This is a genomic window from Flavobacterium sp. (assembly GCF_025352425.1).
Lineage (GTDB): Bacteria > Bacteroidota > Bacteroidia > Flavobacteriales > Flavobacteriaceae > Flavobacterium.
Genome location: NZ_JANXTI010000074.1, coordinates 15,627 through 31,239, shown reverse-complemented (window position 1 = coordinate 31,239; position 15,613 = coordinate 15,627). Strand labels below are relative to the sequence as shown.

17 protein-coding genes are annotated in these 15,613 nt (G+C 38.2%); all 17 read left to right on the top strand.

Annotation, left to right across the window (positions count from 1 at the left end; all coding sequences use genetic code 11):
* Positions 1-354 precede the first annotated feature (354 nt).
* The 17 genes from Q0Q99_RS09915 to Q0Q99_RS09835 all read left to right on the top strand — a co-directional run bounded on the left by Q0Q99_RS09915 (position 355) and on the right by Q0Q99_RS09835 (position 15,574).
* Positions 355-555: a cold-shock protein gene (locus Q0Q99_RS09915; protein WP_293895083.1), complete on the top strand. Its 201-nt coding sequence runs from the start codon at positions 355-357 to the stop codon at positions 553-555.
* 200 nt (positions 556-755) lie between these two features.
* Positions 756-1,121 carry an NADH-quinone oxidoreductase subunit A gene (locus Q0Q99_RS09910; protein ID WP_293895080.1) on the top strand — a complete coding sequence of 122 codons (366 nt, stop codon included), beginning with the start codon at positions 756-758 and terminating at the stop codon, positions 1,119-1,121.
* 33 nt (positions 1,122-1,154) lie between these two features.
* A complete protein-coding gene (locus Q0Q99_RS09905) occupies positions 1,155-1,700 on the top strand; it encodes an NADH-quinone oxidoreductase subunit B (RefSeq protein WP_293895077.1) in 546 nt (181 codons plus the stop codon).
* Between the two features lies 1 nt (position 1,701).
* Positions 1,702-2,241, top strand: coding sequence for an NADH-quinone oxidoreductase subunit C (locus Q0Q99_RS09900; protein ID WP_293895074.1), 540 nt, complete (start codon positions 1,702-1,704; stop codon positions 2,239-2,241).
* Positions 2,242-3,477, top strand: a complete 1,236-nt coding sequence (gene nuoD, locus Q0Q99_RS09895; RefSeq protein ID WP_293895071.1) for an NADH dehydrogenase (quinone) subunit D — start codon at positions 2,242-2,244, stop codon at positions 3,475-3,477.
* A gap of 5 nt (positions 3,478-3,482) precedes the next feature.
* Positions 3,483-4,013, top strand: coding sequence for an NAD(P)H-dependent oxidoreductase subunit E (locus tag Q0Q99_RS09890; RefSeq protein ID WP_293895068.1), 531 nt, complete (start codon positions 3,483-3,485; stop codon positions 4,011-4,013).
* A 4-nt stretch (positions 4,014-4,017) separates the two neighbouring features.
* Entirely contained in the window at positions 4,018-5,385 is a 1,368-nt protein-coding gene (nuoF, locus tag Q0Q99_RS09885) for an NADH-quinone oxidoreductase subunit NuoF (RefSeq protein ID WP_293895065.1), read from the top strand.
* A 183-nt stretch (positions 5,386-5,568) separates the two neighbouring features.
* Entirely contained in the window at positions 5,569-6,618 is a 1,050-nt protein-coding gene (locus Q0Q99_RS09880; RefSeq protein ID WP_293895062.1) for a 2Fe-2S iron-sulfur cluster-binding protein, read from the top strand.
* Positions 6,611-7,642 carry an NADH-quinone oxidoreductase subunit NuoH gene (gene nuoH, locus Q0Q99_RS09875; protein WP_293895059.1) on the top strand — a complete coding sequence of 344 codons (1,032 nt, stop codon included), beginning with the start codon at positions 6,611-6,613 and terminating at the stop codon, positions 7,640-7,642. The genes Q0Q99_RS09880 and nuoH overlap by 8 nt, the downstream gene beginning before the upstream one ends.
* Positions 7,643-7,653: 11 nt before the next feature.
* A complete protein-coding gene (locus Q0Q99_RS09870; protein WP_293895056.1) occupies positions 7,654-8,223 on the top strand; it encodes an NADH-quinone oxidoreductase subunit I in 570 nt (189 codons plus the stop codon).
* The gene (locus tag Q0Q99_RS09865; RefSeq protein WP_293895053.1) at positions 8,223-8,738 is read left to right on the top strand and encodes an NADH-quinone oxidoreductase subunit J; all 516 of its coding nucleotides are present in this window, start codon (positions 8,223-8,225) and stop codon (positions 8,736-8,738) included. Before Q0Q99_RS09870 ends, Q0Q99_RS09865 begins: the two co-directional genes overlap by 1 nt.
* Positions 8,738-9,058: an NADH-quinone oxidoreductase subunit NuoK gene (gene nuoK / locus Q0Q99_RS09860; protein ID WP_293895050.1), complete on the top strand. Its 321-nt coding sequence runs from the start codon at positions 8,738-8,740 to the stop codon at positions 9,056-9,058. Before Q0Q99_RS09865 ends, nuoK begins: the two co-directional genes overlap by 1 nt.
* A gap of 6 nt (positions 9,059-9,064) precedes the next feature.
* On the top strand, positions 9,065-10,942 hold the full coding sequence (nuoL, locus tag Q0Q99_RS09855) for an NADH-quinone oxidoreductase subunit L (protein ID WP_293895047.1): 1,878 nt from the start codon (positions 9,065-9,067) through the stop codon (positions 10,940-10,942).
* 9 nt (positions 10,943-10,951) lie between these two features.
* Positions 10,952-12,388 (top strand): NuoM family protein, encoded by a 1,437-nt coding sequence (locus Q0Q99_RS09850; protein ID WP_293895110.1) that lies wholly within the window; start codon positions 10,952-10,954, stop codon positions 12,386-12,388.
* 7 nt (positions 12,389-12,395) lie between these two features.
* Positions 12,396-13,763, top strand: a complete 1,368-nt coding sequence (locus tag Q0Q99_RS09845; protein ID WP_293895044.1) for an NADH-quinone oxidoreductase subunit N — start codon at positions 12,396-12,398, stop codon at positions 13,761-13,763.
* Between the two features lie 117 nt (positions 13,764-13,880).
* Complete coding sequence (locus Q0Q99_RS09840; protein ID WP_293895041.1) at positions 13,881-15,149, top strand: Y-family DNA polymerase; 1,269 nt, start codon at positions 13,881-13,883, stop codon at positions 15,147-15,149.
* Positions 15,140-15,574, top strand: coding sequence for a LexA family transcriptional regulator (locus Q0Q99_RS09835; protein WP_293895038.1), 435 nt, complete (start codon positions 15,140-15,142; stop codon positions 15,572-15,574). The genes Q0Q99_RS09840 and Q0Q99_RS09835 overlap by 10 nt, the downstream gene beginning before the upstream one ends.
* Positions 15,575-15,613 lie beyond the last annotated feature (39 nt).

Here is a 15,613-nt window from a genome sequence, read left to right as displayed (position 1 = left end):
AAAACTCTTAAATAATTTTTAACTATATTTGACATGAATATTGGTTTGTTTTGCGACTTCAAGATACTGAATTTCAGTATCTTGACCAATATTTAATCAATTTATTTTTACTTTAAATAATTACACCCAACGGGTTAATATTAAATTCACATAAATTTAAGAAGCTATCATTTAAATGCCTAAAAACGGTTGCTTTTTTTGTGTTTATTTTTAAATTCTCTCAAATAATTCTCTATCAAGTTTTTAATACAGCTGTGAAAATTTAACAAATTTTTAATTATTTCACATTGAAATGCTTGTTATGTCGTCAAAAAATTTATCTTTGACCATTATTAATAATTTTTACATTACAAAATGCGCACAGGAACAGTAAAATTTTTCAACGAATCAAAAGGTTACGGTTTTATCACAGACGATGAAACTGGAAAAGACATTTTCGTACACGCTACCGGAGTTAAAACTGAAAATTTAGCAGAAGGAGACAAAGTATCTTACGATGAAGAAGAAGGTAGAAAAGGTAAAGTAGCAGCTCAGGTAGTAGCTATCGAAGACTAATATATATTAATTTTTGATTACCTAGAATTAAATGACGTCCCGTATTTCGGGACGTTTTTTTGTGTTAAATAGTTATTTATAATTGTTTTAAATAGCTAGCTTTACACTAACAAATAGGAAACGATTGTCTTTCTGTTTTTGCGAATTAAATAATGCGATGTATATTTGTGCCTGATTTATTTCCATCTAATTATACCATTATGCAATCCAATCAATTAGATTATTTACCAATCCTTATGCAGGCAGGTTTAGCAGTAGGATTTGTAGTTTTGACTATTATCGGCTCTGGCTATTTAGGTCCAAAAAGACATTCCAAAAACAAGGACAAAAACTTTGAGTGTGGAATAGAATCTGTTGGTAACGCTCGGATTCCGTTTTCAGTTAAATATTTCCTGGTTGCTATCCTATTTGTATTATTTGATGTCGAAGTGATTTTCTTATATCCATGGGCAATCAATTTCAAGGCATTGGGTGTTGAAGGAATGATTAAAATGGTAATTTTTATGATGTTGCTTCTGGTGGGATTCTTCTATATCATAAAGAAGAAGGCACTGGAATGGGAATAGATTTAATTACGAATAATAAATTACGAATTATCAATGAGTGATTCAAAACCAAATATGGTTGCTCCGCCAGAAGGAGTTGTTGGTGAAGGTTTCTTCGCTACAAAGTTGAACGATGTCGTTGGGTTGGCTCGTGCCAATTCGCTTTGGCCATTACCTTTCGCTACTTCTTGTTGCGGAATCGAATTTATGGCAACAATGGCTTCGCATTATGACCTGGCCCGATTTGGTTCGGAACGAGTTAGTTTTTCGCCACGTCAGGCAGATATGTTGATGGTGATGGGAACAATTTCTAAAAAAATGGCACCAATTTTACGTCAGGTTTATGAACAAATGTCAGAGCCACGTTGGGTAATTGCTGTTGGAGCATGCGCCTGTTCGGGTGGTGTATTTGATACGTATTCCGTTTTACAAGGAATCGACAAAGTAATTCCTGTTGATGTTTACGTTCCGGGTTGTCCTCCAAGACCTGAACAAATTGTGGATGGAGTAATGCGATTACAGGATTTAGTGAAAACCGAATCGGTGCGACGAAGAAGTTCACCGGAATACAAAGAATTATTAGCTTCTTACAACCTATAATATGGCTTTAGAAACTGCATATATACAAGAAAATCTATCTAAAAAATTCGGCAACAATGTGCTGAATTTTGAAATGAAAAGAGATATTTTTTCCTTCGAAGCTACTTCAGAAACTATTCACGAAGTAATCCAAATTTTAAAAGAAGACGAAAGCTTAAACTTCCATTTTTTAACCGATTTGACCGCAATCCATTTTCCCGACAATGATGAAAATCATCAGTTTGCTGTGGTATATCAATTGCACAATTGGATTGAAAATATCAGAATTAGGGTGAAAACATTTATGCCGGATCCTGCTGAAGTAGAGACGATAACCGATTTATTTCTTTGCGCCAATTGGATGGAAAGAGAAGCCTGGGATTTCTTCGGAATCAATTTCAAAGGACATCCGCAACTGAAACGTATTTTAAATATGGACGAAATGGTTTCTTTCCCAATGAGAAGGGAATTCCCATTAGAAGACAGCGGAAGAACAGATAAAGACGATCGTTTCTTCGGAAGAACACCAGTAAAAACTCAAATGGATAATTCAACATTATAAATGTCAGATTTATTATTATCACCAGAGCATCGTTATGCTAAAATCATAGAGCAAAGCCGAAACGAAGACGGAAGCGAATTTTCTATCTTGAATTTAGGTCCAACTCACCCAGCTACTCACGGGATTTTCCAAAACATTTTATTGATGGATGGCGAGCGTATTTTAGATGCCGAACCAACCATAGGATACATTCACAGAGCCTTTGAAAAAATTGCCGAAAACCGTCCGTTTTACCAAATCAATGTATTGACAGACCGTATGAATTATTGTTCGTCGCCAATCAACAACATGGCCTGGTGGATGACTGTTGAGAAATTATTGGATATTGAAGTGCCGAAACGCGCACAATATTTAAGAGTTATTGTTATGGAATTAGCGCGAATTACTGATCACCTGATTTGTAATTCAATACTTGGCGTTGATACCGGAGCTTACACTGGTTTTCTTTATGTTTTCCAATTCAGGGAAAAAGTATATGAAATCTACGAAGAAATTTGTGGCGCCCGTTTAACAACCAACATGGGAAGAATTGGTGGTTTCGAAAGAGATTGGTCTCCAAAAGCCTTTGAACTACTGAATGTTTTTCTTGAAGAATTTCCGGTTGCATGGAAAGAATTCGAAAATCTTTTTGAAAGAAACCGAATCTTTATTGACAGAACTGTTGACGTTGGCCCAATTACTGCGGAAAAAGCAATGCAATACGGCATGACCGGACCAAATTTACGTGCGTCCGGAATTGATTACGACGTTCGTAAAGCGGCGCCATATTCTTCATATGAAGATTTCGAATTTGATGTTCCTGTTGGAAAATCTGGCGACACCTACGATCGTTTCTGCGTTCGTAATGCCGAAGTTTGGGAAAGTTTGAGCATTATCAGACAAGCATTAGCTAAATTACCGGAAGGCCCAATCCATGCTGATGTTCCCGATTATTACCTGCCTCCAAAAGAAGATGTTTACACGAATATGGAAAGCTTAATCTATCACTTTAAAATTGTGATGGGTGAAGTTCCGGTTCCCGTAGATGAAATTTATCATGCTGTCGAAGGCGGAAACGGAGAATTAGGATTCTATTTAATTTCCGACGGTAGCCGAACGCCATACCGATTGAAATTCAGAAGACCTTGCTATATTTATTATCAAGCCTACACCGAAATGATTAAAGGCGGAATGTTATCCGATGCAATCGTAATATTATCAAGTTTAAATGTAATTGCCGGCGAATTAGACGCTTAATAATTATGGAAAGAGCCCACATAAACCAACAAATAAATATCACCGAACCGTTAATGGCTCGTATCAATGAGTTAATCAGTCACTATCCTGCTGACAAAAGAAAATCAGCTTTATTGCCGGTTTTGCATGAAGTTCAGGATGCTCATGACAATTGGTTAAGCATCGATTTACAAAATAAAGTAGCCGAGATTTTAGAAATACAACCGATTGAAGTTTATGAAGTCGTAACATTTTATACCATGTACAATCAAAGGCCAATCGGAAAATACATGTTCGAATTCTGCCAAACTTCTGCCTGTTGTTTAAATGGTGTAGAGAATTTGATGGATTACACTTGCAATAAATTAGGCGTAAAAGTTGGTGAACCTACATCTGACGGACTTTTCGAAGTTCGTGGCGTTGAGTGCCTTGGTGCTTGTGGTTATGCACCAATGATGCAGTTGGGTGATTTCTACCAAGAACATTTGACCGAAGTAAAAATCGACCAGTTAATTGCCGATTGCAAAGAAGGAAAAGTCACTTTACACGATAAATAATATCATGGGAAGAAAAATATTATTAGACAAAATCAACGTTCCGGGAATCAGAACCTATGAAGTATACCGCAAAGAAGGTGGTTATGCTTCAGTGGAAAAAGCCCTGAAAAAAATGACTCCGGATGAAGTGGTTGAAGAAGTAAAAACTTCCGGCCTTCGTGGTCGTGGTGGTGCCGGATTTCCATGTGGAATGAAATGGAGTTTTATCGATAAAAAATCGGGTAAACCAAGACATTTGGTTTGCAACGCTGACGAATCGGAACCGGGAACCTTTAAAGACAGATATTTGATGGAGTTTATTCCTCATCTTTTGATTGAAGGAATGATTACATCAAGTTACGCATTGGGTGCCAACCTTTCCTACATCTACATTCGTGGAGAATATATGTGGGTTTACAAAATTTTAGAGAAAGCCATTGCCGAAGCAAAAGCTGCCGGTTGGTTAGGAAAAAATATATTAGGCTCAGGTTATGATTTGGATTTATATGTTCAGATTGGGGCCGGAGCTTACATTTGTGGAGAAGAAACAGCGCTGATCGAAAGCCTTGAAGGAAAACGTGGAAATCCTAGGATTAAACCACCATTCCCGGCAGTTATGGGACTTTGGCAAAATCCAACTGTCGTAAATAACGTTGAAACCATTGCGGCTGTGCCTTGGATTGTAAACAATTCAGGTGCTGATTATGCAGGAATCGGAATTGGGCGTTCTACAGGAACCAAGTTAATTTCAGCTTCGGGAAACATTAAAAACCAAGGTGTTTTCGAAATAGATTTGGGATTATCCGTTTACGAATTCATGAATTCGGATGAATATTGTGGCGGAATGCAAACCGACAGGCCATTGAAAGCATTGGTTCCGGGAGGAAGTTCTGTTCCTGTTTTACCGGCTCATTTAATTTACAAAATAGCTACCGGTGAAGATCGTCTAATGTCTTACGAAAGTTTGGCAGATGGTGGGTTCGCGTCAGGTTCGATGTTGGGCTCAGGTGGATTTATCGTTTATGATGACCGTGCCTGCATCGTCCGCAATACATGGAATTTCTCAAGATTTTACCATCACGAAAGCTGCGGTCAATGTACGCCATGCCGTGAAGGAACAGGTTGGATGGAAAAAGTATTATGGAGAATCGAAAATGGCCAAGGACGCGAAGAAGATATCGAATTGTTATGGAGCATACAGGCAAAAATTGAAGGAAATACTATTTGCCCTTTAGGTGATGCCGCTGCTTGGCCTGTAGCTGCTGCAATTCGTCATTTTAAAGATGAATTTGAATACCATATCCGTTTCCCTGAAAAAATTAAAGATAGAAATCACTTTGTGGCTGAACCTTTCGAAAAAGTAAAGCATTTAGTAGCAAAGCAAGAAGTTTAAAATAATTATGAGCGAATGGCTTGGGCATATTTTGCCATCCATTTTCCCGCTTTCGTTGCAATCTTTTTTGTATTTCCCTTTCGCTTAGCTACAGGGCAATACAAAAAAGAATTTCCACTACAATCGGGGCTAAAGAATAAACATTAGTAATAAAAATACTCCGTAGGAGTAAAATATTGGTAAATGAAAGTAACTATAGACGGTCAGGAAATTGAAGTTGAAGCAGGGACAACCATCCTGCAGGCGGCTCGTATGATTGGTGGAGAAGTTGTTCCGCCAGCCATGTGCTATTATTCCAAACTAAAAGGAACCGGCGGAAAATGCCGTTGCTGTTTAGTTGATGTATCCAAAGGCAGCGAAGCCGACCCAAGACCAATGCCAAAATTAATGGCATCATGCGTAACAGGCTGTCAGGACGGAATGGAAGTAGCGAGCAAATCTTCAGACAGAGTTCGGGACGCCAGAAATGCCGTAACCGAATTCCTTTTGATAAATCACCCTTTGGATTGCCCGGTTTGTGATCAGGCCGGAGAATGTGATTTGCAGAATTTAAGCTTCGAACACGGAAAACTACAACAGCGTTTTATAGAAGAAAAAAGAACTTTTGAGCCGGAAGATATTGGTGATAAAATCCAACTACACATGAACCGTTGCATTGTTTGCCAGCGTTGCGTTGAAGTAGCTGATCAATTAACTGACGGAAGAGTTCACGGAGTGTTAAATCGTGGAGACCATTCGCAAATTTCGACTTGTGTTTCAGCTGCAATTGACAATGAATTCTCCGGAAACATGATTGATGTATGTCCCGTTGGCGCTTTGACTGACAAGACTTTCCGATTCAAATCAAGGGTTTGGTTCAACAAACCTTTTGATGCACACCGAGATTGTCCTACATGCTGCGGAAAAACTACGCTTTGGATGTTTGGTAACGAAATCCAAAGAGTAACAGCGCGTAAAGATGTATACCACGAAGTCGAAGAGTTTATTTGTAACACCTGTCGTTTCGATAAAAAAGAAGTGGCGGATTGGGTAATTGAAGGTCCAAGAAAATTTGAAAAAGATTCGGTAATCAACCAGAATAAATATTTCGGCAAAACCGATACAGTAGTGATCAATACCGAAAAGGGAATTCTTCAGGGTAGAGAGATCGACCGTGTAAAAATCAGTATGTCTGACATTGATTACAACGAAAAAATAGACGGTAACCCGGTAAATTCAAAACAAAATGGATAGTGCCTTCATTATAGAAAAAAGTGTTTTGATTGTTGTGGTATTTGCGATAACTATGGTTATGGCCATGTATTCCACTTGGGCAGAACGTAAGGTCGCAGCCTTTTTACAAGACCGCGTTGGCCCGAATCGCGCAGGTTGGGGTGGCTTATTGCAACCGCTTGCCGATGGAATGAAATTATTCGCCAAAGAAGAATTTGAACCGAATACACCAAATAGATTTTTGTTTTTCGTAGGGCCGGCCATTGCAATGAGCACCGCTTTGATGACTAGTGCCGTAATTCCGTGGGGTGATAAATTGCACATTTTTGGACGTGATGTCGTTTTGCAGGCGACTGATATTGATGGCTCATTGTTGTACATTTTCGCCATAGTTTCTATTGGAGTTTACGGAATCATGATTGGCGGTTGGGCATCCAATAATAAGTTTTCCTTAATGGGCGCGGTGCGAGCTGCGTCACAAATGGTTTCGTATGAAGTGGCGATGGGACTTTCTGTTATTGCTTTGATAATGATGACCGGAACATTAAGTTTAAAAGAAATTACGATGCAGCAACATGGCTGGCATTGGAATGTTATCTATCAACCAGTTGGATTTTTAATCTTTTTGATTTGTGCTTTTGCAGAAACAAACAGAACACCTTTCGATTTAGCAGAATGCGAATCAGAATTAATTGGTGGTTACCACACCGAGTATTCATCCATGAAAATGGGATTCTATTTGTTTGCCGAATATGCAAATATGTTTATTTCGTCCACAATTATTGCAGTGCTTTATTTTGGAGGATACAATTATCCCGGAATGCAATGGATGGTAGACCATGTTGGTGTGAATACCGCTAACGTACTGGGAATGGGAGTTTTATTTGTTAAAATATGCTTCTTTATTTTCTTCTATATGTGGGTTCGTTGGACAATACCAAGATTTAGATACGATCAATTGATGAATTTAGGCTGGAAGATTTTAATTCCGCTTTCTATCATCAATATAGTAATAACAGGGGTTTGTATCCTGGCTTTTAAATAAGAAAAGAAATTATGTCAGCATCAATTCAAAATATATCGCTTTCCGGCAGAAAAACTCAGGTTTCCAATAAGGAAATGACGTTTTGGGAAAGACTATATCTAATAGCCATCGTCAAAGGATTGCTTATTACCATCAAACACTTTTTTAGAAAAAAAGCTACCATTCACTATCCGGAACAAACGCGTGAATTTAGCCCAGTTTATCGTGGACAGCATATGCTGAAACGTGATGAACTTGGCAGGGAAAACTGTACCGCTTGCGGATTATGTGCCCTTTCTTGTCCGGCGGAAGCCATTACAATGAAGGCTGAAGAGCGCAAACCTGGTGAAGAAATGTTATATCGTGAAGAGAAATACGCATCGATATATGAAATCAATATGTTACGTTGTATTTTCTGTGGTTTGTGTGAAGAAGCTTGTCCAAAAGATGCCATCTATCTAACGATTTCCAAAGAATTGGTTCCTGCAAGTTATGACCGGGAAGATTTCATCTTTGGAAAAGACAAATTGGTAATGCCTTTGGATATGGCAATGAAAAATAACAATCTACCTGCGGCAGACAGGCTTAAAAACGTTAACTAATGTCACCTATAACCATTATATTTTACTTTTTAGGAGCCATTACATTGGCATCAGCATTTTTGACAATTTATAGCAAAAATCCAATCCACAGTGCCATTTATCTGGTGATTTGTTTCTTTACAATTGCAGGTCATTATTTATTACTCAATGCGCAGTTCTTGGCCATTGTTCACATTATTGTTTACTCCGGAGCTATTATGGTACTCTTCCTGTTTACCATCATGTTAATGAATCTCAATAAGGAAGACGAAGTGCATAAACCGCGAATTACACGTCTTGGCGCCATTACCGTTTTCATATTAATGAGCGTAGTGCTGGTAACTATCTTTATCCACTCTAAAACTATTGTCGGCGAATATGATACTTCGGGTGAAGATTATCAATCGATAAAAGTTCTGGGGAAAATATTGCTTAACGAGTATATGGTTCCGTTTGAGTTTGCCTCTATCCTATTGTTAGTCGCAATGATCGGAGTAGTTTTATTGTCTAAAAAAGAAAAAACAGAGAAGAAATAATGAATAATATTTTAAATCAGGTTGGTATAGAAAACTACATTTTCCTTTCGGTGCTCTTATTTTGCATCGGAGTTTTTGGCGTATTGTACAGAAGAAACGCCATTATCGTATTCATGTCGATTGAGATTATGCTAAATGCCGTAAACTTATTGTTTGTAGCTTTTTCAACCTATCATCAGGATGCCGAAGGACAAGTATTTGTTTTCTTCTCGATGGCTGTAGCTGCCGCCGAAGTTGCCGTTGGTTTGGCGATTTTAGTCTCGGTGTTTCGAAATATTGGCTCCATTGATATTGCTAATTTAAAGAACTTAAAAGGATAATCTGGGATGGAAACAAATTTGGCCTTACTATTACTCTTATCTCCATTTGCTGGATTTCTTTTCAATGTTTTCTTTGGAAAAAAAGTAAGCAGAAATGTCTCCGGCGCGATTGGAACGTTAACTGTTTTAGTTTCGTTCTTAATGAGCATTTGCTTTTTTGCACAATTACAGCAATCCGGTAAACCATTTGAAATCAACTTATTTGATTGGATTTCAGTGCATAATTTCAAAATAAGCTTCGGACTTTTATTAGACCAGTTGTCATTGATTTGGCTATTGTTCGTTACCGGAATCGGTTCGTTGATTCACCTATATTCGATAAGCTATATGCATGATGACGAGAATATGCATAAGTTTTTTGCCTATTTGAATCTCTTTGTGTTTTTCATGATTACGCTCGTAATTGGAAGCAACTTATTGGTAATGTTCATCGGTTGGGAAGGCGTTGGATTGTGTTCTTATTTATTGATTGGATTTTGGTATAAAAACCAATCGTATAACGATGCTGCCAAGAAAGCTTTCATTATGAATCGTATTGGAGATTTAGGATTTCTTATCGGAATGTTTATTTTGGCAAGTGTTTTTTCAACTTTAGATTATACGCAAATGCATAACGGAATAACTGTTGGGACTGCAAATACAGGCTTACTCGGACTCGCGGCTCTTTGCCTTTTCATCGGAGCCTGTGGAAAATCCGCTCAATTACCTCTTTATACTTGGCTACCCGATGCTATGGCAGGTCCTACGCCGGTTTCGGCTTTAATTCATGCTGCAACGATGGTAACCGCAGGTATTTTTATGGTTACCCGAATGAATTTCCTATTTGATTTAACTCCGGAAGTTCAAAACATCATAGCCATTGTTGGTGGCACAACAGCTTTGGTTGCGGCTTCCATCGGTTTACTCCAAAACGACATCAAGAAAGTATTGGCCTACTCCACTGTTTCCCAATTGGGATTAATGTTCCTGGCCTTAGGCTTGGGAGCCTACAATGTTGCGGTATTCCACGTAATCACACACGCGTTTTTTAAAGCTTGTTTATTCTTAGGTTCTGGTTCGGTAATTCACGGATTAAATGGTGAACAGGATATGCGAAAAATGGGCGGTTTGCGCAAAGCGATGCCTATCACATTTTGGACAATGATGATTTCCACTTTAGCCATCGCCGGTATTTTTCCATTCGCAGGCTTTTGGTCAAAAGATGAAATTTTGATGGTTGCTTTTGAGCATAACAAAGTATTATGGATAGTGGCTTCTATCGCTTCTATCATGACCGCTTTCTATATGTTCCGATTGATGTATTTGACTTTCTTCAAAGACTTCCGCGGAACCGAAGAACAAAAACATCATTTACACGAAAGTCCAAGCCTGATTACTATTCCATTGGTTATATTGGCAACTCTGGCTTTTGTTGGTGGTGCGATAAACTTACCGGGAAGCAATTGGCTTAATCATTTCCTTGAACCCATTTTGGCTACAAAACACGAAGAGCACGCCCTAGGGAAGCATGAATATATGCTGATGGGAATTGCGTTGGCCGGAGCTTTTTTTGGTGTTCTTTGGGCCTATTCAAAATATATCAAACAAGCTTTTGTGCCAAAGGAAGATTCAGAAATCATTGGTTTCAGCAAAACGATTTACAACAAATATTACGTTGACGAATTTTATACTTTCCTAATTGTAAGGCCTTTAAATAGTTTGTCTAATTTCTTTAGAACTACGTTAGAACCTGCTTTAGGAAAAATCGTTTTCAGTTTTGGAACGGTTGCCAATGGTATTGGAACGCAAGGTAAAAAATTGCAAACAGGCAGTATCGGATTGTATTTATTCGCCTTTGTGATTGGTGTTCTTGGTATCATAACCTATTTATTTATAGCTCAATAATTTTACATGATGGATGTAACTACTATATTAATTTTACTTCTTGCCGGTTCACTAGCAACTTATTTTTCAGGAGATAAATGGGCTTCCAAAGTGGCGCTTATTTTTAGTTTGGGAGCACTTGCCGCAACGCTTAATTTATTGTCAGTGTATTGCAATGGAGGAAACATAAGTTTCATTTCTGCCTGGATTGACATTCCAAAAGTTGCCTTAGCGTTTAAAGCCGACGGGCTTTCAATGGCAATGGTTTTATTGACTACAGCCTTGACTCCATTAATTATCTTTTCATCCTTTGGAAATTCATTTAATAACAGTAAAAATTTCTATTCATTAGTCCTATTCATGGCATTTGCTATGACCGGAACCTTTTTGGCCGCTGATGGTTTATTGTACTATATCTTCTGGGAATTAGCGTTGATTCCGATTTACTTTATTGCACTTATTTGGGGTCATGGTGACGCTGAAAAACGTAAAAAGGCTGTATTGAAATTCTTCATTTATACTTTAGGAGGTTCATTATTCATGCTGGTTGCTTTCGCTTATTTATACTCAAAAGCGGATAGTTTCCTTTTAGAAGATTTATATAAATTAGATTTATCGGCTACAGAGCAATGCTATATTTTCTTTGCCTTTTTCTTAGCTTATGCTATTAAAATTCCGATTATTCCTTTCCACACATGGCAGGCAAAAGTGTACCAAAAAGCACCAACAGTTGGAACAATGCTTTTATCGGGAATTATGCTTAAAATGGGATTGTACAGCGTTATCCGTTGGCAATTGCCCATCGCGCCGGATGCTGCCAGAACTTATATGCCGTTGCTGATTGGATTGAGTATTGCCGGAGTAATTTATGGTTCAATCGTAGCGTTGCGTCAAAAGGATTTGAAAAAATTATTGGCTTATTCCTCATTGGCACACGTTGGTTTAATCGCTGCAGGTTGCTATACTTTAACGCTTGACGGATTAAGCGGAGCTGTTTCACAAATGATTGCACATGGTTTTGTTATTGTTGGTTTGTTCCTTGCTGCGGAAATCATCTACAGAAGATATCAAACCGGAACTATTGACGAAATGGGAGGTATCAGAACACAAACACCGAAATTCTCTTCGATGTTTATGATTTTGGTTTTAGCCTCGGTGGCCTTACCGGGAACATTCAACTTTGTTGGAGAGTTTACTGTTTTATACAGTTTAAGTCAAATTAATATTTGGTTTGTAATCTTTGGCGGAACGACCATTATCCTGGGCGGATATTATATGTTGAAAATGTTCCAAAATACAATGTTGGGCGAAACCAATGCGAAAGTTTTTGCAGACGTAACTCCAAATGAAGCAATAACGTTAATCCTTATCATTGCCTTTTTATTATTCTTCGGATTGTATCCAAAACCGATAGTCGATTTGGTAACGCCAAGTTTAAACGAAATTTTATCAAACATAAATAGATAGTCCAAAAATGAATACATTAATTGCCATATCAGGTTTAGGCGTTTTCTGCCTCATCGCTGAAATCTTTAATTTAAGAAAGCTATTGGTTCCGGTTGCTGTTCTTGGACTATTAGCCATTCTTGGACTTACGATATCGGAATTTAATAGTCCTAATTCTTTCTACAACAATATGATTGTAGTAAACAAGTTTTCTGTCGCGTTTTCAAGTTTGTTTATTATTCTGACTATTTTCTTAGTCGCTTTGAGTGGCGATTTTTACAAAGACCATCCAACCAAGATTTCTGATTTTATTGCCATAAAGATTTTCCTTTTATCCGGTGCGGTTGCTATGGTTTCCTTCGGAAATTTATCTATGTTTTTCTTAGGAATTGAAGTGTTGTCCATCTCATTATACATTTTGGCGGCAAGCCGAAGATTGGATGTAAAAAGCAACGAAGCCGGAATGAAATACTTCTTAATGGGCTCGTTTGCCTCGGGAATAATTCTGTTTGGAATTTGTTTAGTATATGGCGCTACAGGTTATTTCGATATGGCAGAAATCTATGACCTGTCTCAGGGTGCGGGATTACCGGTTTGGTTTCCAATTGGAATCACGCTCATCATTATCGGAATGCTGTTTAAGATTGCGGCTGCACCATTTCATTTTTGGGCACCCGATGTTTATGAAGGATCGCCTTCGATGACAACCGCTACAATGAGTACTTTGGCAAAAGTAGTTGCTATGGCTACGCTTTTTAAATTATTGAGTGGCTTAACTGAATTATCCGAAAAAGTAGAATTGCTTATTGTAATAATTTCAATCCTATCCATGACTGTCGGAAACATCATGGCGTTACGTCAAAAAAATGTAAAACGTATGTTGGCATTTTCGGGTATTTCCCATGCCGGTTTTATGCTTATGGCTTTGCTTAGTATGTCGACCGCCGGTGCTACTTTATTGTATTACACAGCCGCTTATGCTTTGGCTGGTATCGCTTCATTTGCCGTAATCATTTATGTGACCAAAGACAAAGACAATGAAGATATTGTCAACTTTGACGGATTAGGAAAAACAAATCCCTTGTTGGCTTCTATTTTAACGGCATCACTTTTATCAATGGCCGGAATTCCGATTTTCTCAGGATTCTTTGCCAAATTCATGTTGTTTACCCAAACCATAAAAGCAGGTTATTTCGTTGTTGTGATTGCGGCTGTGTTTAACTCAATCATAAGCGTAGGTTACTACTTCAAACTTATTTTGGCTATGTATACCAAGGAAGCTTCCGAAGATAAAAAGGCAGTTCCTTTTGTATATTATGCTGTAGCGGTTGTTGCTATTTTACTAAATATTTTAATGGGAATCTATCCATCATTAGTGACAAATTTATTAAACTAAAAGAGACTATTTAAAAATACACTGAAGCCCATCAATAGGAATTTTGACGGGCTTTTTTGTTATCAACAATTCATAAAATTAACTTTTGTTCCGCTACAAAATCCTTAATTTTATCCCATGTATGCTTTAGTAGATTGCAATAATTTTTACGCCTCCTGTGAACGAGTCTTCCAGCCGCAACTGGCAGGGAAACCTATTGTTATTTTATCCAATAATGATGGCTGTATTATATCGCGTAGCGATGAAGCCAAAGCACTCGGTATTCCTATGGGCGCACCCGAATTTAAAGTGAGACAGGAACTAAAAGCCAAAAATATCCTTGTCTTCTCTTCCAATTATCCTTTGTATGGCGATGTCAGTCAGCGGGTAATGACCATTTTAAAAGGTTTTACGCCACATGTGGAAGAATATAGCATCGATGAAGCTTTTATGAATTTTGAGGGCGTAACCATAACCGATTTTCACGAGTATGGGTTACAGATGAAAACCCGCATTATAAAATGGGTCAGCATTCCGGTTTCCGTTGGTTTTGCCGAAACTAAAGCCTTGTCCAAAGTCGCCAATAAAATTGCCCGAAAGTATCCCGAAAGAACCCAAGGTGTATATGTGATAGATTCCACGGAAAAGCGCATAAAAGCCTTGAAATGGACCAAGATTGAAGATGTGTGGGGCATTGGTTCCCGTTTAAAAAAGAAAATGAAAACCAGGAACATCAATACCGCTTACGATTTTACCTTACCGCAACATGAAAGTTTTATCAAGAGCGTAATGGGTGTCATCGGTCTTCGGTTAAAAAGTGAACTTGAAGGCAAATCGGTTTTGACATTAGACAACCCTTTGGAAGATAAAAAAAGTATCGCCGTCACGCGAACATTTAAAAAGAAACTCTCTAATATTAATGATATCAAAGAACGCATCTCGACTTTTGCAACGGTCTGTGCCGAAAAATTGCGCAAACAAAATTCCTGCTGCCACACTGTAATCGTGATACTAGTCAAAGACCAATATCAAAACCGGGACAAACGGTATTATTTCAGTCAGATGGAAACACTGTCTTTTGCCAGCAATTCAAGTTTAACACTTAGTAGCGTAGCTGTTTCACTTTTAAAGAAACTCCATGAATCCGGGGAAACTTATCTGAAAGCGGGAGTAATCGTAACTGGATTGATTCCCGAAAACCAAAAACAGTTTCATCTTTTTGAAGAAGAAAACCCAAAGCATTTGAAACTCATGAAAGTGATGGATGACTATTATAAAAAAACGGGCGAACGCAAAATACGCTTGGGAAATCAGGATTTGCAACATACCTGGATTATGAATCAAAACCATCTGTCCAAAAAATATACAACCGATTTTAACGAAATACTGGAAATACCATGTCGTTGAAAAACAAGCTTTCCTTCTTTACTCCTGATTTGGAAAACTCCAAAGAACTTCCTTATTTCTCAGGTGGCATCAAAGCAGGCTTTCCATCACCCGCGGCCGATTTTGATGGAACCAAAATCAGCTTAGACAAAGTACTGGTAAAAAATTTTGAAGCTACCTTTTATGCGAAAGCTGATGGCTCCTCAATGACGGGTGCGGGCATAGACGACGGTGACATCATGGTTATCGACAGAAGCCTAGAACCAAGAGACGGAAAAATTGCAGTTTGTGTTATCGACGGGGAATTTACAGTAAAGCGAATTAAAATTGAGAAAGATTACATATTGCTTATGCCCGAGAACTCCGCCTTTCAACCCATCAAAGTCATCGAAGACAACAAACTCATCGTTTGGGGGATTGTAACGTATGTGATTAAGGCGGTTTGATGTTTACCCCTCCACATTACCCTTTTCCGTCTTGCTTAT

Excerpts from the sequence above, each read along its gene's own strand:
- Q0Q99_RS09915 (WP_293895083.1), top strand. The coding sequence starts at position 355 with ATGCGCACAGGAACAGTAAAATTTTTCAACGAATCAAAAGGTTACGGT.
- Q0Q99_RS09910 (WP_293895080.1), top strand. The coding sequence starts at position 756 with ATGCAATCCAATCAATTAGATTATTTACCAATCCTTATGCAGGCAGGT.
- Q0Q99_RS09905 (WP_293895077.1), top strand. The coding sequence starts at position 1,155 with ATGAGTGATTCAAAACCAAATATGGTTGCTCCGCCAGAAGGAGTTGTT.
- Q0Q99_RS09900 (WP_293895074.1), top strand. The coding sequence starts at position 1,702 with ATGGCTTTAGAAACTGCATATATACAAGAAAATCTATCTAAAAAATTC.
- nuoD (WP_293895071.1), top strand. The coding sequence starts at position 2,242 with ATGTCAGATTTATTATTATCACCAGAGCATCGTTATGCTAAAATCATA.
- Q0Q99_RS09890 (WP_293895068.1), top strand. The coding sequence starts at position 3,483 with ATGGAAAGAGCCCACATAAACCAACAAATAAATATCACCGAACCGTTA.
- nuoF (WP_293895065.1), top strand. The coding sequence starts at position 4,018 with ATGGGAAGAAAAATATTATTAGACAAAATCAACGTTCCGGGAATCAGA.
- Q0Q99_RS09880 (WP_293895062.1), top strand. The coding sequence starts at position 5,569 with ATGAAAGTAACTATAGACGGTCAGGAAATTGAAGTTGAAGCAGGGACA.
- nuoH (WP_293895059.1), top strand. The coding sequence starts at position 6,611 with ATGGATAGTGCCTTCATTATAGAAAAAAGTGTTTTGATTGTTGTGGTA.
- Q0Q99_RS09870 (WP_293895056.1), top strand. The coding sequence starts at position 7,654 with ATGTCAGCATCAATTCAAAATATATCGCTTTCCGGCAGAAAAACTCAG.
- Q0Q99_RS09865 (WP_293895053.1), top strand. The coding sequence starts at position 8,223 with ATGTCACCTATAACCATTATATTTTACTTTTTAGGAGCCATTACATTG.
- nuoK (WP_293895050.1), top strand. The coding sequence starts at position 8,738 with ATGAATAATATTTTAAATCAGGTTGGTATAGAAAACTACATTTTCCTT.
- nuoL (WP_293895047.1), top strand. The coding sequence starts at position 9,065 with ATGGAAACAAATTTGGCCTTACTATTACTCTTATCTCCATTTGCTGGA.
- Q0Q99_RS09850 (WP_293895110.1), top strand. The coding sequence starts at position 10,952 with ATGGATGTAACTACTATATTAATTTTACTTCTTGCCGGTTCACTAGCA.
- Q0Q99_RS09845 (WP_293895044.1), top strand. The coding sequence starts at position 12,396 with ATGAATACATTAATTGCCATATCAGGTTTAGGCGTTTTCTGCCTCATC.
- Q0Q99_RS09840 (WP_293895041.1), top strand. The coding sequence starts at position 13,881 with ATGTATGCTTTAGTAGATTGCAATAATTTTTACGCCTCCTGTGAACGA.
- Q0Q99_RS09835 (WP_293895038.1), top strand. The coding sequence starts at position 15,140 with ATGTCGTTGAAAAACAAGCTTTCCTTCTTTACTCCTGATTTGGAAAAC.